Origin of the sequence: Sphingomonas sp. Leaf242, assembly GCF_001422045.1 — a bacterium.
GTDB lineage: Bacteria > Pseudomonadota > Alphaproteobacteria > Sphingomonadales > Sphingomonadaceae > Sphingomonas.
On record NZ_LMLW01000009.1, the window covers coordinates 292,325 to 314,803 of the forward strand.

The 22,479-nt window shown below is 66.1% G+C and carries 19 protein-coding genes; 8 read left to right on the plus strand and 11 right to left on the minus strand.

The features are described 5' to 3' along the window. Window positions 1-461 precede the first annotated feature (461 nt). Together ASF09_RS12645 and ASF09_RS12650 are read left to right on the plus strand one after the other, a co-directional pair. A complete protein-coding gene (locus ASF09_RS12645; RefSeq protein WP_060526544.1) occupies window positions 462-1,703 on the plus strand; it encodes an N-acetylmuramoyl-L-alanine amidase in 1,242 nt (413 codons plus the stop codon). 160 nt (window positions 1,704-1,863) lie between these two features. Next, window positions 1,864-3,837, plus strand: a complete 1,974-nt coding sequence (locus ASF09_RS12650) for an OPT family oligopeptide transporter (protein WP_060526545.1) — start codon at window positions 1,864-1,866, stop codon at window positions 3,835-3,837. Window positions 3,838-4,148: 311 nt separating this feature from the next. On the opposite strand, the gene ASF09_RS12655 is transcribed toward ASF09_RS12650, so the two are convergent. The 3 genes from ASF09_RS12655 to queF all read right to left on the minus strand — a co-directional run bounded on the left by ASF09_RS12655 (window position 4,149) and on the right by queF (window position 8,384). Next, entirely contained in the window at window positions 4,149-5,432 is a 1,284-nt protein-coding gene (locus ASF09_RS12655; RefSeq protein WP_060526546.1) for a glycoside hydrolase family 130 protein, read from the minus strand. 64 nt (window positions 5,433-5,496) lie between these two features. Then, a complete protein-coding gene (locus tag ASF09_RS12660) occupies window positions 5,497-7,767 on the minus strand; it encodes a glycosyltransferase family 4 protein (RefSeq protein WP_060526547.1) in 2,271 nt (756 codons plus the stop codon). Window positions 7,768-7,925: 158 nt separating this feature from the next. Then, window positions 7,926-8,384 (minus strand): preQ(1) synthase, encoded by a 459-nt coding sequence (queF, locus tag ASF09_RS12665; protein ID WP_056411723.1) that lies wholly within the window; start codon window positions 8,382-8,384, stop codon window positions 7,926-7,928. A 20-nt stretch (window positions 8,385-8,404) separates the two neighbouring features. Between queF and ASF09_RS12670 the strand changes: the two genes are divergently transcribed. The 5 genes from ASF09_RS12670 (at window position 8,405) to ASF09_RS12690 (ending at window position 13,748) form a co-directional block, all read left to right on the plus strand. Further along, window positions 8,405-9,961: a cryptochrome/photolyase family protein gene (locus tag ASF09_RS12670; RefSeq protein WP_060526548.1), complete on the plus strand. Its 1,557-nt coding sequence runs from the start codon at window positions 8,405-8,407 to the stop codon at window positions 9,959-9,961. Between the two features lie 24 nt (window positions 9,962-9,985). Further along, window positions 9,986-10,816 carry a sulfurtransferase gene (locus ASF09_RS12675; protein WP_060526549.1) on the plus strand — a complete coding sequence of 277 codons (831 nt, stop codon included), beginning with the start codon at window positions 9,986-9,988 and terminating at the stop codon, window positions 10,814-10,816. After that, window positions 10,813-12,009 carry a cystathionine beta-lyase gene (gene metC, locus ASF09_RS12680; protein ID WP_060526550.1) on the plus strand — a complete coding sequence of 399 codons (1,197 nt, stop codon included), beginning with the start codon at window positions 10,813-10,815 and terminating at the stop codon, window positions 12,007-12,009. Before ASF09_RS12675 ends, metC begins: the two co-directional genes overlap by 4 nt. Window positions 12,010-12,033: 24 nt before the next feature. Beyond that, the gene (gene bluB / locus ASF09_RS12685) at window positions 12,034-12,675 is read left to right on the plus strand and encodes a 5,6-dimethylbenzimidazole synthase (RefSeq protein ID WP_156359351.1); all 642 of its coding nucleotides are present in this window, start codon (window positions 12,034-12,036) and stop codon (window positions 12,673-12,675) included. 221 nt (window positions 12,676-12,896) lie between these two features. Continuing rightward, window positions 12,897-13,748, plus strand: a complete 852-nt coding sequence (locus ASF09_RS12690; protein WP_060526552.1) for a TorF family putative porin — start codon at window positions 12,897-12,899, stop codon at window positions 13,746-13,748. Between the two features lie 285 nt (window positions 13,749-14,033). Here ASF09_RS12690 and ASF09_RS12695 read toward each other — a convergent pair whose 3' ends face one another. The 7 genes from ASF09_RS12695 to ASF09_RS12725 all read right to left on the minus strand — a co-directional run bounded on the left by ASF09_RS12695 (window position 14,034) and on the right by ASF09_RS12725 (window position 21,108). Then, the gene (locus ASF09_RS12695) at window positions 14,034-14,462 is read right to left on the minus strand and encodes a DUF3035 domain-containing protein (RefSeq protein WP_056051615.1); all 429 of its coding nucleotides are present in this window, start codon (window positions 14,460-14,462) and stop codon (window positions 14,034-14,036) included. Further along, the gene (gene lspA / locus ASF09_RS12700) at window positions 14,455-14,958 is read right to left on the minus strand and encodes a signal peptidase II (RefSeq protein WP_060526553.1); all 504 of its coding nucleotides are present in this window, start codon (window positions 14,956-14,958) and stop codon (window positions 14,455-14,457) included. Before lspA ends, ASF09_RS12695 begins: the two co-directional genes overlap by 8 nt. Then, window positions 14,951-17,905: an isoleucine--tRNA ligase gene (ileS, locus tag ASF09_RS12705; RefSeq protein WP_060526554.1), complete on the minus strand. Its 2,955-nt coding sequence runs from the start codon at window positions 17,903-17,905 to the stop codon at window positions 14,951-14,953. Before ileS ends, lspA begins: the two co-directional genes overlap by 8 nt. A gap of 150 nt (window positions 17,906-18,055) precedes the next feature. Then, entirely contained in the window at window positions 18,056-18,991 is a 936-nt protein-coding gene (locus ASF09_RS12710) for a bifunctional riboflavin kinase/FAD synthetase (protein ID WP_060526555.1), read from the minus strand. 69 nt (window positions 18,992-19,060) lie between these two features. Then, window positions 19,061-19,525 (minus strand): dihydrofolate reductase, encoded by a 465-nt coding sequence (locus ASF09_RS12715; protein ID WP_060526556.1) that lies wholly within the window; start codon window positions 19,523-19,525, stop codon window positions 19,061-19,063. A 190-nt stretch (window positions 19,526-19,715) separates the two neighbouring features. Beyond that, on the minus strand, window positions 19,716-20,234 hold the full coding sequence (locus ASF09_RS12720) for a hemerythrin domain-containing protein (protein WP_060526557.1): 519 nt from the start codon (window positions 20,232-20,234) through the stop codon (window positions 19,716-19,718). A 79-nt stretch (window positions 20,235-20,313) separates the two neighbouring features. After that, the gene (locus ASF09_RS12725; RefSeq protein ID WP_060526558.1) at window positions 20,314-21,108 is read right to left on the minus strand and encodes a thymidylate synthase; all 795 of its coding nucleotides are present in this window, start codon (window positions 21,106-21,108) and stop codon (window positions 20,314-20,316) included. A gap of 85 nt (window positions 21,109-21,193) precedes the next feature. Between ASF09_RS12725 and ASF09_RS12730 the strand changes: the two genes are divergently transcribed. Continuing rightward, window positions 21,194-21,586 carry a JAB domain-containing protein gene (locus ASF09_RS12730; RefSeq protein ID WP_060526559.1) on the plus strand — a complete coding sequence of 131 codons (393 nt, stop codon included), beginning with the start codon at window positions 21,194-21,196 and terminating at the stop codon, window positions 21,584-21,586. A gap of 178 nt (window positions 21,587-21,764) precedes the next feature. On the opposite strand, the gene ASF09_RS12735 is transcribed toward ASF09_RS12730, so the two are convergent. Then, the gene (locus ASF09_RS12735) at window positions 21,765-22,460 is read right to left on the minus strand and encodes a class I SAM-dependent methyltransferase (protein WP_060526560.1); all 696 of its coding nucleotides are present in this window, start codon (window positions 22,458-22,460) and stop codon (window positions 21,765-21,767) included. Between the last annotated feature and the right edge of the window lie 19 nt (window positions 22,461-22,479).

Here is a 22,479-nt window from a genome sequence, read left to right on the forward strand (position 1 = left end):
GGACTCGCGGATGGTATGCGAAACTGCCTCTGCGCGAAGTGCATGCCGCGGGAACTCTCCCTGCGGCGCCCGCACGACCGCGAGTCCGTCGGCGAAGGCCGGTCGGAGTGCGGGGCGGGGGGAATGCGTCATTCGAGCGTCAACCTGAATTGCCGCGCCGGCGAGAATCCGCTGGCGGGCGTCGAGACCGGCGCGTCGCTGGTAAAAACTAGGCGACACACGGCTGTACGACAGGACTAGCACTGCATACCCGATCTCGCAACTGGCCCCGGAACCGTCGCTTTCGTGGGCGTTTCGGCTCGAAATAGGGGCAGCGAGGCGCAGACTTGCCGGGGCGGCAGAGCCTTGCCGGCAAATACATGGCAAACGGCAAATTAACCGCACTGCGCAACCGCGTCTTGTGATGCGAGGCGCTATCGCTCGCTCACAGAGATCGGATGTATCGATCAAAGGGGTGTAGCATGGGTTTTCGCTGGACCGGCGGCAGGACCGCACGGCAAGGACGCGGGGTGTTGACGGTCATCGCCCTCATCGCCGGCTGGCTGGCGAGCGTTCCCGCCTGGGCGGCGACCGTGCAGAGCGTCGCGATCCGGGACGGGCGGATCGTCATCCGCTTCGACGAGGCGGTCGGCGATGCCGCCAGCCGCGTGCTGACCGGCCCGCGCCAGATCGCGGTCGACGTGTCGGGCGCGACTCCGGGGCGGGAGGTTGTCGGGCGCGGGCTGGTGACCGGTGTTACGCAGATGCGCAGCGGGCGATCGGGCATGCGGATGGTGTTCGATCTGGCCGAGCCGGCGATCGTCACAGATGGCGGCTTCGACTCCGACGGGCGCGAGTTGACGCTGGCGTTGCGCACGGTCGATTACGACCAGTTCGCGGAAGCCGGGATCGCCGGGCCGCTGAACTTCTTCCCGTTCAATTTCGGGGCTGCGTCGCGGCCGAAGTACAAGGTGTCGGTGCCGGTGCCGCCCAAGGCGCGGGGCATGAAACTGCCGCGCGTGCAGGGCGACGATACGCGGCCGCTGGTGGTGATCGACGCGGGGCATGGCGGTGTCGATCCCGGCGCGATCGGGCCGAACGGACTGCGCGAGAAGGACGTGACGCTGAAGGTCGCCAAGGCGATCCGCGACGAATTGCTGGCGTCCGGGCGCGTACGCGTGGCGCTGACGCGGAACGACGACCGCTACCTGATTTTACGCGAGCGGTATGGGGTTGCTCGGCGGCTCAAGGGTGATCTGTTCATCTCGATCCACTGCGACAGCACCGGGTCGGAGAACGCGACCGGCGCGACGGCGTACACGTTGTCGGAGGTGGCGTCGGATAAGGAAGCGGCGCGGCTGGCGGCGCGCGAGAACAAGGCGGACGTGATCTCGGGCGTGAACCTCGGCGAGGCGCCGGCGGACGTGTCGTCGATCCTGATCGACCTGACGCAACGCGAGACGATGAACGCCTCGGCGACGTTCGCGCGGCTGCTCGGGCGCGAGGCTAGGCCGTTGATGCCGTTGAAGGCGAACTTCCACCGGATGGCGTCGCTGATGGTCCTGAAGGCGCCGGACATGCCGTCGATCCTGTTCGAGACGGGGTATATCTCGAACCCGCAGGACGCGGCGTTCCTGGATAGCGAAGAGGGGCGGCACCGGATCGCGGAGAGCGTGACGCGCGCGGTCGAGGTGCATTTCGCGCGGCGGATGGCGGCGCGGTAGGTTCGGGGAGGGGTGCTCGCTCCTCCTTGTTCTCCCGCGAAGGCGGGAGCCCAGACTGGACTCCCGCCTTCGCGAGAGAACAGGCTAGTTACGTTCGATACTGTTTCCTCTGATCGCACATCATGCCACAAGTCGCCCGAATTGTTTTGAGGCTGACGAAATGACCGACGCGACGCGGGGCGTAACCGACACGGGCCCCGAGACCAGCATGCGCGAGCTTACGTTTCGCGGGATCGTGCTCGGCGGGATCATCACGCTGCTGTTCACGGCGGCCAACGTCTATCTCGGGCTCAAGATCGGGCTGACGTTCGCGACGTCGATCCCGGCTGCGGTCATATCCATGGCAGTGCTGCGGTTGTTCAAGGATTCGACGATCCTCGAGAACAACATCGTCCAGACGATCGCATCCGCCGCGGGCACGCTGGCAGCGATCATCTTCGTGCTGCCGGGCCTGGTGATGATCGGCTGGTGGCAGGGCTTTCCGTTCTTCACCACCGCGGCGATCACGATGTTCGGTGGCGTGCTCGGCGTGCTGTTCTCGGTGCCGCTACGCCGTGCGCTCGTCGTCGACACGGTGTTGCCGTATCCTGAGGGCCGTGCGGCTGCCGAGGTGCTGAAGGTCGGCGCGGGTAGTCGCGAGGGCGGCGAGGAGAGCGCGCGCGGGCTCGGCATCATCGTCGCCAACGCGGTCGTCTCGGCCGGGTTCGCGATCCTGACGCAGACCAAGCTGGTCGCCGCCGAAGCCGCGACGTGGTTCCGCGTCGGTGCGGGCGCGACCGGGATCTCGGGCGGGCTGTCGTTCGCGTTGCTCGGCGCGGGGCATCTGGTCGGCATCTCGGTCGGCATGGCGATGTTTGCCGGCGTGGTGATCGGCTGGTGGATCCTGCTGCCGATCCTCACCTCTGGGGGCAGCGTGACCGGCACCGCCGAGGTGATCGCCAACACCGTGTTCCGCTCGGACGTCCGCTTCTTCGGCGCGGGCGTGATCGGCGTCGCGGCGATCTGGACGTTGTTGAAGATCGCCGGGCCTGTGGTCGGCGGCGTGCGCTCGGCGCTGGCGGCGTCGGCGGCCAAGCGGGGTGGCGAAGTGCTGGCGCTGGAGGAGCGCGACATTCCGATCGGGATCGTCGGGATCGGTTCGCTGGCGATGCTGGCGCCGATCGGCATCCTGCTCTGGACCGTGTTGCAGGGCGGGCCGCTGGAGGCGTCGGCGATCGGTCTGATCGCGGGGAGCCTGGTGTTCATCCTGGTCATCGGCCTCGTGATCGCGGCGGTGTGCGGGTACATGGCGGGGCTGATCGGCGCGTCCAATTCGCCGGTGTCGGGGATCGGCATTCTCGCCATCCTGGCCGCGTCGATCCTGCTCGTGTCGTGGTTCGGCCGCGCAGTCGAGCCGGGGACGACGCAGGCGTTGGTCGCCTACGGATTGATCGTGACGGGCATCGTGTTCGGGATCGCGACGATCTCGAACGACAATCTCCAGGATTTGAAGACCGGCCAGCTGGTCGGCGCGACGCCGTGGAAGCAGCAGGTGGCGTTGCTGATCGGCGTGGTGTTCGGGTCGATCGTGGTGCCGCCGGTGCTGAACTTGCTGGGGAGCACGTTGGGGTTCGCGGGTGCGCCGGGGGCGGGGCCGAATGCGCTGGCGGCGCCTCAGGCGGCGTTGATCTCGGCGCTCGCGAAGGGCGTGCTGGGGGGCAATCTCAACTGGGCGATGATCGGCTATGGCGCGCTTACCGGCGTGGTCGTGATCGCGGTCGACGAACTGCTGGGCAAGGCGGGGAAGCTGCGGTTGCCGCCGCTTGGCGTTGGGCTCGGCGTGTATCTGCCGATGTCGGTGACGTTGCCGGTGACGATCGGGGCGGTCGTCGGGTTTGCGTATGATCGCTGGGCGGATCGGGCTCGCGATCCTGAGTTGGCGAAGCGGATGGGCGTGCTGACCGCTACCGGCATGATCGTCGGGGAGTCGCTGTGGGGCGTTGGCTTTGCGGGGATCGTGTATCTGACCAACAAGGAGACGCCGTTGGCGCTGGTCGGGGACGGGTTTGCTAGCGTGGCGCTGGTTGGCGGGACCTTGCTGTTCGCGGTGCTGACTTGGGTGATGTACCGGCGGACTATGGCGGCTTCGCGGTAACGTGCGTGCCCTCACCCTTCCCACCCGGCAAGCGCCGGGCGGGGCCCTTCCCTCTCCCCCGAGGGGAGAGGGGAGAAGTTTGTTTCCCCGCGAAGGCGGGGATCCAGACTGGGCTCCCGCGTTCGCGGGAGAACAAGATTGGGTTGGGACCTTGGTCCATTCCACCACCCCGGCGGAGGCCGGGGCCCAATTGGAAAGGTGGGCGTAACGGAGCGCAGTTCGCCGTTATTTGCGTCCCCCAATTGGGCCCCGGCCTCCGCCGGGGTGGTGCTTACGCGTGGGAGAAGGATGGCGTCCGTGAGACGCCCCGCTCACTTCATCGCAGCAAGCATGTCCTTGATCGGCACGAACGCGAAGCCCACCGAGCTGTCGGCGATCCCGTACGGCATGAAGATCGTATCGCCATGCTTCAACGCGCCGCAGCTATACACCACGTTGGGCACATACCCCTCGCGGTCCTGGTCCTTCGCCGCGAGAATCGGCTGCTTGGTGCGCCCGATCACCTTCGACGGGTCGTCCTTGTCGAGCAGCACCGCGCCGATCGAATATTTCCGCATCGCGCCGACGCCGTGCGTCAGTAGCAGCCAGCCCTCGTCGAGTTCGATCGGAGGGCCGCAATTGCCGATCTGCACCAGCTCCCACGGATATTCGGGCGTCAGAATCTTCTCGCCGTCGTCCCAGTCGGTCAGCGTGTCGGACTTGAGCAGGAACAGGTTTTCGCCGTCCTGCCGGCCGATCATCATATACTGGCCGTTCACCTTCCGCGGGAACAGCGCCATGCCCTTGTTGCGCGCGGCGGGGCCGGTCATCGGCACGAGGTCGAACGCGCGGAAATCGCGGGTGCGCATCAGTTCGGACTGGATCACCGAGCCGTTATACGCGGTGTAGGTGCCGATCCACTCGTAGTCGCCGTCCTCGTGCTGGAAGCGGACGATGCGGAGATCCTCGAGGCCCTTCGACTGCGCCTGCGTGATCGGGAAGATCACCGTGCCGCTCAGCGTGCTGTCGCGGTGGCGATAGACGGTGACGGGGCCGATCGGCATCTCGTCCTCGCCGCTGCCGACCGCATCGGTCGCGGTCGCGAACGGCGGCTCAGGTGCGAGCTTCATCTGGTTTTCGCAGGTGATGATACCTTCGCGGAACGCCACCGACGAGATGTGACCCTCGCCGACCGCGCGCAGGCTCATCAGAATTCGCATCGAGCCCGGCGGCATGCCCGACTGGTCGAAATGCGGCACCGCGCTCGGGTTCATCAGCGCGGCGGCGGCATAGCTGTATTCGTGGCAGAAATACGCGCCGATCAGCTGGCGCTTCTCGTCGCCGATCTCCGCGCCGTTCAGCCCGAGCATGTCCTCGATCTGGTCGTAGCGCGTCATGAACACGCGCCGCGTCTGCCAGTGGCGTGCCTCGAAATCCTTCAGCACGACCTCGAGCTGCGCGCGCGCCTGTGCGGGCGACATTTCCAGCACTTCGCCGACGAGCCGCTCGGTGCGGCTCGGTGCGCCGCCATGACCGCCCCAGGCGATATGAAACGGCCGCACGACGACACGCGAAGGGTCCGCGTGCAGCCGCAGCTGGTGGTTGAACAGATCCATCGTAGCAGTGCCCCGCGTCGTTCCACTCAGCGCACCGTCGCCTGTCAGGCTGTCTCTAGCGTGGCTAGGCGACGACGCGCGCCGCTCCTGCCACGCTTTGCGCTGCCTTTGATACCCCTGAAATGGCACAACTTGCGAGTTGGAGCGCCAAAATCGACTCGGCGCCCTGGTTTCGGTTGAGCCCGGTCGGCATCAGGCCGTCATAGCAACCGCCGTCCGCGACGCTCGCCAGCGGCAGGTCGAGGTCGTTGACGCCGAGGAACCAGCCGTACGCGCGCAACGCCTCGTCACGCCAGCGCACGTCGCCGGTCGCGTCATACGCTGCGGCGCATGCATCGACGGTGGCCTGCGCCTCGAGCGGCTGCTGGTCGAACTGCAACGGCTCCGCATAGGGCCGGTTGAAACTCTCCGACCCGACCGCACGGAAACGACCCTCCGGCGAGGTCTGCTTTGCGACGATCCAGTCGAGCGTGGCGAGGCCACAGTCGATCAGGTCCTGACGCCCGAGCGCCTGGCCTGCGCGGATCAGCGCCTGCGGGAGGCGCGTATTGTCATAGGCGAGCACGATCTCGAACCACTGCCACTCGGGACGGCGGGCCTTGGCGAGCAGATCGAGATGGACCTTGGGGAAGGCTTCGAGGATCGACAGCGACAGCTGGTGACCGGGCTTGGCCTCCAGCATCGCCGCCGCGCCGAGCATCGCGAACGCCTGCGCGCGCAAGGAGCCGAGTTCGAGCGCCATCGACGCGGTCGAATCGAACATCGCCGTCGCCCAGTCGCGGTGCTTGGCGGCCTGCGCATCGCGCGCGGTGACGCCGAGCGACCAGAGCGTGCGGCCGTTCGAATCCTCCGAGCCCGAATCCTCGCACCAGGTGCGATCGAAGTTCATGAAGTTGCGGAACCGGCGCGTGTCAGGGTTCCAGGCGTACTGCACGAACGAGGCGTAGATCGTCATCCACTTGTCGCGGGTGACGTCGTCGAGATCGGGCAGCGCGCTCATCAACATCAGCGCGCGGCAGTTATCGTCGATGCAGTAGCCGTGGCGACGATCGGGGATCGAATAGATCGAATGCTGGAGCATGCCGGTCGAATCGCTCATCCGCTCGACCGCGGCGAAATCAGGCGTCAGCTGCTTCAGCGGGGCTGGCACCTTGGCGAGGCGAAAAGGGCGCGCCGCCACGATCGCACGGATCTCCGTCATCATCGCCTCGGCAAGCTTCGGCCAGATCATCGTGCGGCCGCGCGCATAGGCACGCTCGGCCAGACGGTTGCGATCGCGGTCGTTCGACATCAGCGCGTCGATCTCGCGCGCGAATGCATCGACGTCACCGAACGGGACGAGCACGCCGTGGCCATCCGCGAGGATCTCGGTCGCATGCACGTACGGCGTCGAGATGACGGGCTTGCCGACGCCGATCGCGTAGCTGAGCGTGCCCGACGTGATCTGCGCGGGGTTGGTGTACGGCGTCACATAGACGTCCGACGCCTGGAGATAATCGAGCAGTTCGCCATGCTCTAGGAAGGCATCGACGAACGAGACGTTGTCGGCAACGCCCTTCTCGGCGGCAAGCGCCTTCAGCTTGTCGCGGTACTTCTCGCCCTCGTACGCGACGAGGTTCGGATGAGTCGCGCCGAGCACGACGTACAGCAGGTCGGGATGCTTCGCGATCACCGCGGGCAGCGCGTTGATGACCGTCTCGATCCCCTTGTTGGGGGCGAGCAGGCCGAACGTCAGCATGACCTTACGGCCTTCCCAGCCGAACTTGTCCTTCAGCGCGGCCGGATCGAGCAGGTCGCGATCTGGCACGCCGTGCGGGATCATGACGATCTGGCGCGAATTGGCACCGTAGACGCGCTGGAGGATGTCGCGGCCACGCTCGGCCATCACGACCACGCGGGCGGCGCGACGCAGCAGGCCTTCGAGCACGCGGCGCTCATCGGCATTGGGCTTTTCGAGGATCGTGTGCAGCGTGACGATGACCGGCAGCGTGGTGCGATCGAGCAGTGCGAGGATGTGCTCGCCTGCCGGGCCGCCGAAGATGCCGTATTCGTGCTGGAGCCAGATCGCCTGAGCGCCACTGGCCTCGATCTTCCGCGCGGTGTCGATATAGGCCGACAGCTCGGGCTCGGGGATCGTGCCGGTGACTTCGGCCGGGTAGTCGTATTTGCCGGGATGATCGTCCATCGCGTAGACGTCGACTGCGATCTCGGGGAAGCGCGCGCGCATGGCCGTGAAAACGTCGGTCGTGAAGGTGGCGATGCCACACTGTCTCGGCAGGAAATTACCGATCAGCGCCAGTCGCGCGATATTCCCACCGTCCGCCGGTTTCACCATACCCTGTCCCTCGTTTGAGCGCGCACTTCTGGGAGAACCCGGTCGCGCATCCATTTGAACGGTTCAGGTAGCATAAAGTTTCATCACATACTGCAGTGCAGCACGGGAATAATATCAATCTAAATCAAATCGATATTTCGCGTAGTCGTCCTGGGCCCTCAACCGCGACCGCGATAGGAGGCGACTCCCTGGTCCGGCAGCCACAGATCTTGCGGCGGTGCACTCGATTGCCAAAACACGTCGATCGGGATTCCACCGCGCGGATACCAATAGCCACCGATGCGCAGCCACACCGGCTTCATCTCGTCGAACAGGCGCTCGCCGATGCCGACGGTGCAATCCTCGTGGAACCCGGCATGGTTGCGGAAGCTGCTGAGGAACAGCTTGAGCGACTTGGATTCGACGATCGTCTCGCCGGGGACGTAGTCGATGACGAGGTGCGCGAAGTCGGGTTGGCCGGTGACGGGGCACAGCGACGTGAACTCGGGCGCCGCGAACCGCACGAGATACGTCCGGCCCGGCCGCGGGTTCGGAACATAATCGAGCACGGCCTCTTCTGGAGAGGCGGGGAGGGCGCTGTTCTGGCCGAGATGCAATGGGTTCTGGGGAGCGGTCATGTGCCGCCATGTAGGATGCGATGACGCGTAAGAAAACCACACTCGTACCGATCCTCGGCGACCAGCTTACGATCGACCTCGCCTCGCTGCGGGACTGTGATCCCGAAACCACGATCGTGCTGATGATGGAGGTCGACGAGGAGACGACCTACGTTCGTCACCACAAGCGCAAGATCGCGTATATCCTGTCGGCGATGCGGCACCATGCCGAGGCGCTGCGCGAGGCCGGGTGGACCGTCGAATACACACAGCTCGACGACCCCGACAATGCGGGCAGCTTCACCGGCGAGATCGCGCGCGCGGTCGAGCGGCATGACTCTGAACGGATCGTCGTTACCGAGGGCGGCGAGTGGCGCGTGATGGCGATGCTCGAAAGTTGGGAGACGCTGTTCGGCATCCCGGTCGAGATCCGCAGCGACGATCGGTTCCTTGCCAGCCATGCCGACTTCGAGACCTGGGCCGCCGAGCGGAAAACGCTGACGATGGAGTGGTTCTATCGCCAGATGCGGACGCGCACCGGGCTGTTGATGACCGCCGGCAAGCCCGAGGGCCATCGCTGGAACTTCGACAAGGAGAACCGCAAACCGGCGAAGAACGACCTGCTGATGCCGCGCCCGCTGGTGTTCGCGCCGGATGCGATCACGCGCGACGTGCTGGCGCTGGTGGCGGAGCGGTTCGCCGATCATCCGGGAAGCCTCGACGGATTCGAGTACGCTGTGACCGCGAAGGATGCGGAGCGACAGGCAGCGAACTTCTTCCGCCACGCGCTCGCGCAGTTCGGTGACTACGAGGATGCGATGCTCACCGGCGAGCGGCATCTGTGGCACTCGATCCTGTCGCCGTACATCAATTCGGGGCTGCTCGATCCGCTCGACCTGTGCCGTCGCGCGGAGGCGGAGTATCGCGCCGGTCGCGCACCGCTCAACGCGGTCGAGGGGTATATCCGCCAGATCATCGGCTGGCGCGAATATATGCGCGGGATCTACTGGCGCGAGGGGCCGGAGTACGTCGAGCGCAACTTCCTCGATCACCACCGCGAACTGCCCGGCTGGTACTGGACCGGCGAGACCGACATGCATTGCCTGCGCGAGGCGATCGGCCAGACGCTGGAGACCGCGCACGCGCACCATATCCAGCGGCTGATGGTGACGGGCAATTTCGCTCTGCTGATCGGCGCGGACCCGGCCAAGGTGCACCTCTGGTATCTGGAGGTGTATGTCGATGCGTATGAATGGGTCGAATTGCCCAATACGTTGGGGATGAGCCAGTTCGGCGATGGCGGGCTGCTCGGGTCGAAACCCTATATCTCGTCGGGCGCGTATATCGACCGGATGTCCGATTATTGCGGGACGTGCCGGTACAACGTGAAGCAGCGGATCGGGCCCGATGCGTGCCCGTTCAACGCGCTGTACTGGGATTTTCTCGCGCGGCATGAGGACAAGCTGGGGCGCAACAACCGGCTGGCGATGCCCTATCGCAACTGGGCGAAACAGTCCGAGGCGGACCGCGAGGCGACGCGTGCGCAGGCGGCCGGGTTCCTCGCCTTCCTCGACGCGAGCGGCCCGGCTGGCTACTGACCGATCGAGCACAAGGAGCCGCATATGGACGCGTTGGTAAGCACCGAATGGCTGGCGAACGAACTGGGCGCGAGTGATCTGCGGATCGTCGACGCGACCTACGCCGAGGGGCGCGATGCGGCGGCGGAGTATGAGGCGGCGCACATCCCCGGCGCGGTGTTCATGAACCTCAGCGAGCTACGCGATACCGACAGCGACCTGCCGAATACGCTGCCCTCGGCGGAGAAGTTCGCGAGCCGGATGCAGACGCTGGGTCTCGGCGATGGCAGCCGGATCGTGCTGTACGACAGCTCCCCCTGGCACACGGCGGCGCGCGCATGGTGGATGCTGCGGTTGTTCGGCGCGCGCAACGTGGCGATCCTCGATGGCGGGTTCGCCAAGTGGCAGGCCGAGGGGCGCGAGATCGCGACGGGGAAAGAAACGCCGCGGCATCGTCACTTCACGACCTGGGCGGACCTGAACGGTGTGCGCGATCTCGACCAGATGAAGGCGAACGTCGCCAGCGGCGCGGAACAGGTGCTCGACGCGCGGTCTGCGACGCGCTTCACCGGTGCGGAGGAAGACCCGCGGCCGGGCACCGCGCCGGGGCATATTCCGGGCTCGAAGAACCTGCCGCAGGGCGCGGTGTTCAACGCGGACGGCACGTGGAAGACCGGCGACGCGCTCAAGGCCGAGTTCGACAAGGCGGGCATCGACCTGGCGAAGCCGATCGTGATGACCTGCGGCTCGGGCATCACCGCGTCGGTGCTCGCGTTCGGCGCGCACCTGCTCGGCAACGACGCGGCGCTGTACGATGGCAGCTGGTCCGAATGGGGTGGCGATCCCAAGACACCCAAGGCGACGGGAACGGCATGAACGACACGAACAAGCCGGTCGGCGACGCGACCAAGGTCGTCCTCGCCGGTCGTCGCCCGGAATGGACTCAAGGTATCGTCAGTCCGCCCGTATGGCGCGCCTCGACAATCCTGTATGACTCGGTCGGCCACCTCCGCGAAAGCGCCACGCGCGATACGCATCACCGGCTGTTCTACGGGCGTAAGGGAACGCCGACGCAGTGGAGCCTCGCCGACGCGCTGACCTCGCTCGAGCCCGGTGCGGAGGGGACGTTCCTCTATTGCTCGGGCGTCGCGGCGATCGCGGCGGCGTTGCTGTCGGTGCTCTCGCCGGGCGACGAACTGCTGCTGGTCGACAGCGCCTATGACCCGACGCGCGGGATGGCAGGCGGGCTGCTCAAGCGGTTCGGGATCACCACGCGCTATTACGACCCTATGATCGGCGCGGGCATTGCCGACCTGATCGGCGAGAACACGCGGGCGATCTTCATGGAAAGCCCCGGCTCGCTGAGCTTCGAGGTGCAGGACGTCCCCGCGATCGTCGCCGCCGCCAAGGCGCGCGGCGTGACGACGTTGCTCGACAACACCTGGGCCACCCCGCTGTTCTTCCCCGCGATCGAGCGCGGCGTCGACCTGACGATCCTCGCCGGCACCAAATATGTCGTTGGCCATTCGGACGTGATGCTCGGCTCGGTCACCGCCGGCCCCGGCCATTTCAAGAAACTCCGCGAGACGAGTTTCCAGCTCGGCCAGGTCGCCAGCCCCGACGATTGCTGGCTCGGCAGTCGCGGCCTGCGGACGATGGCGGTCCGCCTCGCGCAGCACCAGTCGAGCGCGCTGACCATCGCGAACTGGCTCAAATCGCGGCCTGAAGTTGCGCAAGTTCTCCACCCGGCGCTCCCCGACTGCCCCGGCCACGACCTGTTCGTGCGCGACTTCAAAGGCTCCAGTGGCCTCTTCTCGTTCGTCCTTAACGGCGGCGACGAGACGTCCCGCGCCGCGCTGATCGACACCCTGCAACTGTTCGGCATAGGCTATAGCTGGGGCGGCTTCGAAAGCCTCGCCATCCCCGCCGACCCGCACCGATACCGCAGCGTTACCAAGCGCGAATCTGCAGGCCCGATGGTCCGCCTCCAGATAGGCCTCGAAGACCCGGCCGACCTGATCGCCGATCTCGAAGCCGGGCTCGCCGCCTTCTCTGCCGCAAAGGTCTAGACGATTTCCGATCGAGACGTGTCCGTGCGGGACGCTGACGCACCCATCTTCGGCCCCGCGTTCCAGGCCGAGCTGGACACGCTGTTCCGCTGGCGCCGAGACGTCCGGCGGTTTCGGCGCGATGCGTTGCCGGACGGGCTGCTTGACCGGTTGCTAGAGACGGCGAACGCCGCCCCATCGGTCGGACTCAGTCAGCCGTGGCGGTTCGTGACGGTCGACGACCCTGCACGCCGCGCGTCGGTCCGCGCCGATTTCGAGGCGTGCAATGCAGCTGCGCTGGCGACGCAGGACGAGACGCGGGCGGCGAACTACGCGCGGCTCAAACTCGCCGGGCTCGAACAGGCGCCGTGTCATGTCGCGGTGTTCATCGAACCCGACCCAGAGCAGGGCCACGGCCTCGGCCGCCGGACCATGCCCGAAGCTGTCGCGTATTCCGCCGTCATCGCGGTCCACACCCTGTGGCTGGCAGCACGCGCGCACGGGATCGGCCTTGGCTGGGTCTCGATCCTCGACCCGTCGCGTATCCGCGAGATCCTGGACGTGCCCGAGACGTGGCAACTGGTGGCGTATCTCTGCATAGGATATCCGGAGATCGACGCGGTCACCCCGGAACTGGAGCGCAACGGCTGGGAAAAACGGCGTTCGATCAGCATAGTGGCGCGCTGAGACGTACCTGCCGCTGGCGCCGACTATCCGGCGACACTGTGGCGCATGCGCAACATGCGTGCTGTCAAAGCCCGATTGTACGCAAGATTCGCTTGTGCGCTGCACCATGCGCTGTCATCCCGATGTCATCGTCGGAAAGACCGCGCTGGGGTTCGGCCCCTAAAGATGCGGCGTCCGCGGATGCAGGGCGGACATCGACTTCCGGTATCGAAAGGGAAACGATGCGCTTCACCACACTTCTTCTCGGCGGCATTGCTTTGGCTGCCGCTACGCCCGCGTTCGCGCAGGACGACACCGCGCCTCCCAAGGAGGTTACGGTCACGGGCTCGGTCGGTCTCGTCAGCGACTATCGCTTCCGCGGCGTGTCGCAGTCGGATGAGAACCTCGCCGTCCAAGGCGGCATCACGATCGCGCACAAGAGCGGCGTCTATATCGGCACCTGGGCGTCGAACCTGTCCGGCTGGGGCACGTTCGGCGGCGCCAACATGGAGCTCGACCTGATCGCAGGCTACAAGGTGCCCGTCGGCGGCGGTGCGCTCGACGTCGGCGCGACCTGGTACATGTATCCGGGCGGCTTCGACAACACCGACTTCATAGAGCCCTATGCCAAGCTGTCGGGCACCGCCGGACCGGTCGCGCTTCTCGCGGGCGTCGCCTATGCGCCCAAGCAGCAGGCACTGGGGCCGTGGTACACCAACGGCACGTCGGCCGCAAACGGGGTGTACGACCGCGTCAACGCCAAGGACGACAATCTCTATCTGTGGGGCGACGTCAGCAGCGGGATCCCGACCACCGGCGTGACCGTGAAGGCGCATGTCGGCTATTCGCGCGGCAACAAGGGCCTCGGGCCGTTCGCGACCAGCGTGTCGCCGACGGGTGAGTATTGGGACTGGCTGCTCGGCGCGGATTACGTGATCCCGACGACGCCTCTCACGCTGGGGGTCGCGTATGTCGACACCGATATCTCGAAGCGCGAATCGGCGTATCTCCAGCCGAGCTTCAGCCGTGGCCAGGATGGCACCGGTTCGATCGCCGGCGGCAAGGTCCTGGTGTCGCTGACCGCGGCGTTCTGATCGCTCTGAGGATAGGTCTCCCCTGAACCTTGTTTCCCCGTGAACGCGGGGACCCAGACTGGGCTCCCGCCTTCGCGGGAGAACAAGACGGGTAGAGGTTCCGCGATACCAAGACCGTCATCCTGGGCTTGACCCAGGATCCAGAGCCGCAGGCGTTCCGTTCGTGGCTCTGGATCCTGACTTTCGTCAGAATGACGGGAGTGGGCGGTGGACCAAGACCGGCAGACACGAAAAAGGGCGGCCCCGCGAGGAGCCGCCCTTTTTCGTACGTCGGGAGAACCCCGATCAGTTCGCCTTGGCGCGCGCGTCCTGGCCGTCGCCTTCGGGGGCGGCGACGATGTCGCGCGTCGTGCTGCCCTTGTCGACGACGGTGGTGTCGGGATCGCCCGCGCTGGAGCGAATGCCGGGATCGTCCGAATCGGCACCGGCGTCGTTCAGCACGCCGGTTTCCGCGGGGCTGCGCGCGGCGGTGCCGCCGAACAGCGCGTCGAGCGTCTGCGCGTTGGCGGCGGTATCCTGCGGGCGGGCGGCGCCGGGCTGCGGCGGGACCAGCGCGAAGTCGGGCGGGATGACCAGCGGCGCCTGGCGTGCGACTGCGAACTCGTCGGGACGCGCACGATCGAGGCTCTTGCTCGTCGCACAGCCGGACAGGAGGACGACGGCGCTCGCCAAGGCGACGACGGGCCCGGCGGCCAGGGGTACGAACTTACGCATGGGAATTCTCCACAGGGGGCTTCTCGCGCACGAGAAGCGCCCGAACAAGCAGGACGAGCACGCCGACAGTAATCGCTGCATCGGCGACATTGAAGACCAAAAACGGACGCCATTCGCCGATATGCAGGTCGCAGAAATCGACCACATAACCAAGTCGGATCCGGTCGAGGATATTGCCGATCGCCCCGCCGAGCACGAAGCCCAAGGCGACCTGGTCGGCCGGGTTCTTCTCGCGCGTCATCCACACCGCGACTCCGACCGCGATCGCCCCGGTCAGCAGCACCAGCGCCCAGCGGGTGAGGTGGCCGTCGGCGGGGAGCAGCCCGAGCGAGATGCCGATGTTGGGGACGAAGCGCAGGTCGAAGAACGACGTGATCGTCTGCGAATCGCCGAGCGAATCGATCCCGAGCGGCTTGGTCACCGCCCATTTGCTGAGCTGGTCGGCGAGGAAGAGCGCGATCGCGGCGGCGAACCCGGCCTTGGGCAGGTTACGCATCGGCCACCACCTCGTCGCATCGGTTGCAGAGCTCGCCATCGACGGTCACCTCGGGGAGGTGACGCCAGCAGCGGCCGCATTTGTGGAGTGTTGTGGGTTCGACATGAATGGCGTGCGAGATTGCCTTATCGTCATTGGCCATTGGGCCGAGCTTCAAAGCTTTGGCTGTTGAGGTAATCAGGACCTCTTGCCAGTCTATACCAGCAACCCGCTCGAAATTACCCGCATCGACCATCAACTGTACGTCGGCTTCGAGGCTCGAACGTATCGTCTTGTCGCGACGTAGCGGTTCGATTTCAGCAGTAACCGCTGACCGGAGGCTCCGCACCACACTCCAACGTTTCATAAAATGCGGGATGCTCTCATCCAGCGACGGCAGCGACGGCCATTCGAGGTAGTGCACCGAACTGTCCTCGCTCGGGAAACGCGACTGCCAGACTTCCTCCGCGGTGAAGCAGAGCACCGGCGCGGCATAGCGTACGAGCGCGTGGAACAGCACGTCGAGGACGGTGCGGTACGACCGGCGCTTGATGTCGCTCGGCGCGTCGCAATAGAGCGAGTCCTTGCGGATATCGAAGAAGAACGCGGACAGGTCCTCGTTCGCGAAGTCGGTCAGCAGGCGCGTGTAGCGGTTGAACTCGTACGCTTCCGCCGCTTGGCGCAGTTCGGTGTCGATCATGCCGAGGCGGTGGAGCACGTAGCGTTCCAGCTCGGGCATGTCGGACACGGCTACGCGCTCCGACTCGTCGAAGTCTTCGAGCGCGCCGAGCATGTAGCGGAACGTGTTGCGCAGCTTCCGATACGCGTCGGAGGCGGTGGCGAGCACTTCCTTGCCGATCTTCACGTCGTCGAAATAGTCGGTCGAGGCGACCCACATGCGCAGGATATCCGCACCGGACTCGCCGATGATCTTGAGCGGATCGACGACGTTGCCGAGCGACTTCGACATCTTGCGGCCTTGGCCGTCGAGCGCGAAGCCGTGCGTCAGGACCGCGTCGTAGGGCGCGCGACCGCGCGTGCCGCAGCTTTCGAGTAGCGACGACTGGAACCAGCCGCGATGTTGGTCCGAGCCTTCGAGATACAGGTTCGCGCGCGTGCCTTCGCCGTAGCGTGCTTCGACCGTGAAGACGTGTGTGCAGCCGGAGTCGAACCAGACGTCGAGGATGTCCTTCACGACCTCATAGTCGGCGAGGTCGTAGTCGGGGCCGAGCAGCGCCTGGTGACCGTCGGCGTACCACGCGTCCGCGCCGTTCTGGCGGAAGGCTTCGACGATGCGCGCGTTGACGTTCGCGTCGTTGAGGTACTGGCCGGTGGCGCGGTTGACGAACAGCGCGATCGGGACGCCCCAGGCGCGCTGGCGCGAGATGACCCAGTCGGGGCGGCCCTGCACCATCGACGTGATCCGGTTTTCCGCGCGCGCGGGGATCCAGGTGGTGGCGGCGATCGCATCGAGCGCGATCTCGCGGAGCGTGGCGCCGTTGCCTGGCTCCCTCTCCCCGTCGGGGACAGGGCTGGGGTGAGGGGCTGTTCCGGGCGCAGCATTGCTGGGCTGCCCCTCACCCCGACCCTCTACCCGCAGGGGAGAGGGAGCAGAAGAAGCATCCATCGGGATGAACCATTGCGGGGTCGCGCGGAAGATCACCTTCGCCTTCGAGCGCCACGAATGCGGGTAGCTGTGCTTGAAGTCATCGCTTGCCGCCAGCAGCGCGCCAGCTTCGCGCAGGTCGGTGCAGATCGGGCCGTCGGCGCTCACGAACTTCTTGTTGATGACGCTGCCCTGGCCACCGAGCCATGCCCAGTCGGCGCGGTACATCCCGGCGCCGTCGATCGCGAAGACCGGGTCGATGCCGTATTGCTTGCAGAGTTCGAAATCGTCCTCGCCGTGGTCCGGCGCCATGTGGACGAGCCCGGTACCCGCGTCGGTCGTGACGAACGCGCCGGGGAGGAACGGCCGCGGCTTCGCGAAGAACCCGCCGAGTGCGTGCATCGGGTGACGGGCGGTCGCGCCTTCGAGTTGCGAACCCTTGATCGTCCAATGTGGCCCATTGTTGACGTCTTCATTTAGAAGACCGGTGCGCTTCTCAAATTGCGCAACCAGATCCGTAGCGACCAATACCTGGATCAGGCGATCATCCGATGCCATCCAATATGCGCCATACTCGATCTCAGGCCCATAGCTCAGCGCCTGGTTCACCGGGATCGTCCACGGCGTGGTCGTCCAGATCACCGCATGCGCGCCGACCAGTTCCGGCGCATTCGGCGCAGAGTCGATCTCGAACGCCACGTCGATCTGCGTGGAGACGATGTCCTCATACTCGACCTCGGCCTCGGCGAGTGCGGTCTTCTCGACCGGCGACCACATCACCGGCTTGGCGCCGCGGTACAGCTGGCCGCTCTCCGCGAACTTCAACAACTCGCCGACGATCGCGGCCTCGGCCTCGTACTTCATCGTCAGATACGGATCGGCCCAGTCGCCCATCACCCCGAGCCGTTCGAACTCGGCCTTCTGCACGGCGACCCATTTCTCGGCATAGGCGCGGCATTCGGCGCGGAACTGGTCGACGGGCACGTCGTCCTTGTTGAGCTTCTTCGCGCGATACGCTTCCTCGACCTTCCACTCGATCGGCAGGCCGTGGCAGTCCCAGCCGGGGACGTAGGGCGCGTCCTTGCCCATCAGCGACTGCGAGCGGACGATGATGTCCTTCAGGACCTTGTTCATCGCATGGCCCATGTGGATGTCGCCGTTCGCATACGGCGGGCCGTCGTGCAGGATGAACCGCTCACGCCCGAGCCGCTGTTCGCGCAACCGATCGTAGATGCCGAGCTTGGCCCAGCGCTCCAGAATCGCCGGCTCCTTGGCGGCGAGACCCGCCTTCATCGGGAAGTCGGTCTTCGGCAGGAAGACGGTATCGCGGTAATCGCGGGCGGGCGCAGGAGTATCGGTCATAAGTGGGCCGGGCTGTAGCCGAGCGACGGGGGACACACAAACACTTCCCCTTCCTGCTCCCCTCCTTGGAAGGGAGGGGCCGGGGGTGGGTCGGCATGGGGCAGGAGCTAGCGCTAGCCAACGGGCCGACCCACCCCCAACCCCTCCCTTTCAGGGAGGGGAGGCGCCAAGGATCGCGTGCGCTCTCTGACAGTCGGCGTCCATCTGGGTGATGAGCGCGTTCATGTTGGCGAACTTCGCTTCCGGGCGGAGATACTCGATCAGCGAAACCTCGATCCGCTGGCCGTACAGGTCTTCGCCGAAATCGAAGAAATGCGGCTCGAGCAGTTCCTTGGGTGGATCGAAGCTCGGGCGGATGCCTAGGTTCGCGGCGCCCTTTAGCACGCGCCCGTCCTCGAGCCGCCCGGTCACCGCGTAGATCCCGTAGGCGGGGCGCAGGTAATTGCCCATGTCGAGATTGGCGGTCGGATAGCCGATCGTGCGGCCGACCTTGTCGCCGTGCTGGACGAAGCCCTGGATCGCGAACGGCCGCGTCAGCAGGCGGGTGGCGGTGGCCATGTCGCCAGCGCGCAGCGCCTCGCGGATGCGGGTGGACGAGACGGTCTCGCCCTCCAGCTCGATCGCGCTCACCGTTTCCGCGCGAAATCCGTGCGCAGGCCCACGCGAGGCGAGCGTGCGGACTGTGCCGCCCTTGCCCTTGCCGAAGGTGAAGTCCTCGCCGGTCACGACCCCCGCGACGCGCAGGTTGCGTTCGAGCCGTTCGGTGATGAAGCGTTCGGCGGTCAGCGCGGCGAGATCGCCGTCGAAATTGAACACGACCATCGCATCGGCGCCGGCCTTCTTGAAAAGCTCCAGGCGTTGATCGAGCGTGGTCAGGCGGAACGGGGGGGTGTCGGGTCGGAAGTGGCGGACCGGATGCGGATCGAACGTCGCCACCAGCGCCGGACGCCCCTCGGCCCGCGCCCAGGCGACCGCGCGCGCGACCACCGCTTGGTGACCGAGGTGAAATCCATCGAAATTCCCCAGCGCGACGATCCCGTTCGCCAGATACGACGGGAGCACCGCACCGCCGTCGAGACGTTGCATGCGCGGGTCAGTAACCAGCCGTCGCGAAAGGCGATAGTCCTTCCGTAACCTTGTTCCCCCGAACAGTCTTTAGGGGCGGGCGAGCGTGACGAAGCTGTAGGCCGGGCGGTCGTTTTCGGCGGGGTGGTCTTCGCGCGCGATCTCGTGCCAGCCGTCGAAGGCGGGGACGGTCGCGTCGCCGTCGGGGGCGGCGTGGACTTCGGTCAGTTCAATGCGATCCGCGTGGGGAAGGAACTGCGCGTAAATCTGCGCGCCACCGATCACCGCCACGTCGTCGCCCGCCATTGCGAGCGCCTCGTCGACGGAGCGCGCGACGTCTGCGCCCTCAGCGCTCCAGTCGCCCCGCGTGAGGACGATGTGACGGCGACCGGGGAGGGGGCTCGGGAAGCTCTCGAACGTTTTCCGGCCCATCACCATCGGCTTGCCCATCGTCAGCGCCTTGAAGCGCTTGAGGTCGGCGGGGATGCGCCAGGGGAGTTGCCCGTCGCGGCCGATGACGCCGTTGGTGGCGCGGGCGAGGTAGAAGGTGATCATGCGGCGGTCATGCCGGAATGGGGGGCGGAGAGCTACTCTCCCGTTTTACGTCGGCATCCCGCCGTTAACTCCACCCCGGCGAAGGCCGGGGCCCAATTGGGGAACGTCGTTGATGAGTGCTGCGCTACGTTACTCCGGCCTTGCCAATTGGGCCCCGGCCTTCGCCGGGGTGGTAGATAAACGGTGTGGTTCAGCTCGGCGCGTGTTCCTTCACATACGCCTCGGGATCCTTGTCGACGACCTTCACCCCGTTCAGATGGTTCGCCTCGAACGCCGCGAACCGCACGCCCAGTTCATGCCGCTCTTCCAGCGTTGCGTGCTTGCGGAAATCGGTCAGGCCCTGGCGTTCTTCCTCGGCCAGATGATCGCTGTTCGCCTTGTTGCACTCGCCGACCGCTTCGAACCATGCGTCCGAGCCGACCGGGTGCTTGTCGACCGCTTGGCCGGTGTCGCGGATGTCGTTGTGATCCTCGATCGCGTCCTCGGTCTCCTCTGCGGCCGAGTCTGCGTCGTTGCCGCCGGTGCCGATCTTCATCAGCCGCGGGTAGAAGAAGCGCTCCTCCGCCTCGGCATGCGCGTCGAGCAGGTTCTTGAGGCGGGTCCAGAGCGCGGACAGCGCCTCGGTGTCCTTGGCGTCGATCGAATCGATCTGCGCGAACAGTGCGCGCTGCTGCGCGTGTTCGTCGAGAATGAGCTGTGTGATATCCATGCGCATCTGAACCGCACAGCGCACGCGCGGTTCCTATTGCGATTCGGTCGCGCGGCGCTGCCGCGGGGTCGCTCTCTATTTAGACCGCGACGGGGGCCTTGATGTGCGCCTGCGCGAAATAGTCGTGGAGGACGAAATCCTCATACGCGTAGGCGTCGATCGAATCCGGTTTCCGGAGAATTTCGAGGCGCGGGAGAGGTCCGGGCGAGCGCATCAGTTGCAGTTGCGCCTGCTCCAGATGGTTCGAATAGAGGTGGCAATCGCCGCCGGTCCAGATGAACTCGCCGACCTCGAGCCCGCATTGCTGCGCGAGGATGTGCGTGAGCAACGCGTAGCTGGCGATGTTGAACGGCACGCCGAGGAAGATGTCGCCCGAGCGCTGGTAGAGCTGGAGCGACAGCTTGCCGTTCGCGACATGCGTCTGGAACAGGCAGTGGCACGGCGCGAGCGCCATCGCGTGGAGGTCGCCCGGGTTCCACGCGCTGACGATCTGGCGGCGCGAGGCGGGGTTGGTCCTGATCTGCGCGATCAGCTCGGCGATCTGGTCGATGTGACGGCCATCTGCGGCGACCCAGTCGCGCCATTGCTTGCCGTAGACCGGGCCGAGATCGCCATTCTCGTCCGCCCATTCGTCCCAGATCGCGACCTTGCGCTCCTGCAACCAGCGGACGTTGGTGTCGCCGCGCAGGAACCAGAGGAGTTCGACGATGATCGAGCGGAGGTGAAGCTTCTTGGTGGTGAGCACGGGGAAGCCCTGCGCGAGATCGAAGCGCATCTGCGCGCCGAACACGCTGAGCGTGCCGGTGCCGGTACGGTCCATCGTCTCGACGCCGGTCGAGAGTACGCGGTCCATGAGGTCTAGATATTGGCGCATGGCAGGGGCGTAGCGGCGCGGGGGCGGGGGCTCAAGCGGATGTAGTTGCGCGTGCGGTCGCCGGTGCCGCGGGGCAGGCGGGTATGTGCTGCCGTCGCCCGTGCCTTCCCCTCGTATTGCCGACCTTGCCGCGGCGCGCGCGCTGTTCGTCGGGCTGCGTGATGCCACGGTAGAGACGGTGGCGGTCGCGTATCTTGATCCGAATCGGAGGCTTCTCGGGATGCGGCATGTCGTCGGGGGGCGAAATCAGGTGGTAATATCGATCCGGACGGTCGCGGTGGATGCGCTGGCGTTCGGGGCTCACGGGGTGATCCTCGCGCACAACCATCCGAGCGGGGATGCGACGCCGAGCAAGCGGGACGTGGCGTTCACGCGGGCGCTGGCGGCGGGGTTGCGGACGTTGGAGGTGGTGTTGCTCGATCACTTGGTGATCGCTGAAGAGCAGGTGACGAGCCTCCGCGCGATGGGCGTGGTGTGAGGAACACTAACCCCAAACGCACCACCCCGGCGAAGGCCGGGGCCCAATTGGAAAGGTCGAAGTAACTGCAAACTGCGCGGAGTTGGCAACGTCCCCCAATTGGGCCCCGGCCTCCGCCGGGGTGGCGCAATTCGTCAAATTAGCGGCTCCGATAGCGACTCCAAAGCCGAACCCAACCTCACTTCAGCCGGCACGCCCGGATCGCTTCCGGCGCGGGCCGCGGGCCGGTCGCGCGGAACGTCGCGAGATACCCCCCGGCGGACGGCATGTCGTCCATGTCCACTTGCGTATACCCCACCGAGGCGAACTCGCATTTCAACAGCGCGGGCGGCGTGCCGTGGTTCTGCGTCGGGCGGTTCGCGTCGACCACCACCACCAGCCCGTCGGGCTTCAGCGACGGCCGCAGCCGCCACAGGAACTCGTAGGGCTGCTCGATCTCGTGATACATGTGGACCATCACGACGCGGTCGAAGCTGGCCTCCGGCAACTTGGGGTCGTTCGCCTCGCCGAGCTTGACGCTGACGTTCGCCAGATCCTCGCGCGCGACGCGTTCGGCAAGCTGGTCGCGGACGGCGGGGAGGATGTCTTCGGCCAGTACGCGGCCGGTCTTGCCGACGCGGGCGGCCATGCGGATCGTGTAATAGCCTTCGCCCGCGCCGATGTCCGCGACCGTCATGCCCTTGCGGATCTCGGCCTTGTTCATGACCTCGCCAGCCTCATTGAGCCGGTCGCGCGCTTCCTCGTTCGACCAGCGCGCCGAGACGATCGACGCGACCGGGCGATCAGCCGCCGGGAACACCGGCTCCTTGGGCTCGCGCTTGATCAGCGGCTTGCTGCCATCACACGCGCCGAGCACGAGCATCGGCAGGACCATCAGGGCAAGGGCACCCCGC

Coding starts and splice junctions, on each gene's coding strand:
- ASF09_RS12715 (WP_060526556.1), bottom strand. CDS start 19,525: ATGATCACCTTCTACCTCGCCCGCGCCACCAACGGCGTCATCGGCCGC.
- ASF09_RS12710 (WP_060526555.1), bottom strand. CDS start 18,991: ATGCAACGTCTCGACGGCGGTGCGGTGCTCCCGTCGTATCTGGCGAAC.
- ASF09_RS12725 (WP_060526558.1), bottom strand. CDS start 21,108: ATGCGCCAATATCTAGACCTCATGGACCGCGTACTCTCGACCGGCGTC.
- ASF09_RS12690 (WP_060526552.1), top strand. CDS start 12,897: ATGCGCTTCACCACACTTCTTCTCGGCGGCATTGCTTTGGCTGCCGCT.
- queF (WP_056411723.1), bottom strand. CDS start 8,384: ATGACCGCTCCCCAGAACCCATTGCATCTCGGCCAGAACAGCGCCCTC.
- ASF09_RS12650 (WP_060526545.1), top strand. CDS start 1,864: ATGACCGACGCGACGCGGGGCGTAACCGACACGGGCCCCGAGACCAGC.
- ASF09_RS12720 (WP_060526557.1), bottom strand. CDS start 20,234: ATGGATATCACACAGCTCATTCTCGACGAACACGCGCAGCAGCGCGCA.
- ASF09_RS12660 (WP_060526547.1), bottom strand. CDS start 7,767: ATGGTGAAACCGGCGGACGGTGGGAATATCGCGCGACTGGCGCTGATC.
- ASF09_RS12735 (WP_060526560.1), bottom strand. CDS start 22,460: ATGGTCCTGCCGATGCTCGTGCTCGGCGCGTGTGATGGCAGCAAGCCG.
- ASF09_RS12670 (WP_060526548.1), top strand. CDS start 8,405: ATGACGCGTAAGAAAACCACACTCGTACCGATCCTCGGCGACCAGCTT.
- lspA (WP_060526553.1), bottom strand. CDS start 14,958: ATGCGTAACCTGCCCAAGGCCGGGTTCGCCGCCGCGATCGCGCTCTTC.
- ASF09_RS12645 (WP_060526544.1), top strand. CDS start 462: ATGGGTTTTCGCTGGACCGGCGGCAGGACCGCACGGCAAGGACGCGGG.
- ileS (WP_060526554.1), bottom strand. CDS start 17,905: ATGACCGATACTCCTGCGCCCGCCCGCGATTACCGCGATACCGTCTTC.
- ASF09_RS12655 (WP_060526546.1), bottom strand. CDS start 5,432: ATGGATCTGTTCAACCACCAGCTGCGGCTGCACGCGGACCCTTCGCGT.
- ASF09_RS12695 (WP_056051615.1), bottom strand. CDS start 14,462: ATGCGTAAGTTCGTACCCCTGGCCGCCGGGCCCGTCGTCGCCTTGGCG.
- ASF09_RS12675 (WP_060526549.1), top strand. CDS start 9,986: ATGGACGCGTTGGTAAGCACCGAATGGCTGGCGAACGAACTGGGCGCG.
- metC (WP_060526550.1), top strand. CDS start 10,813: ATGAACGACACGAACAAGCCGGTCGGCGACGCGACCAAGGTCGTCCTC.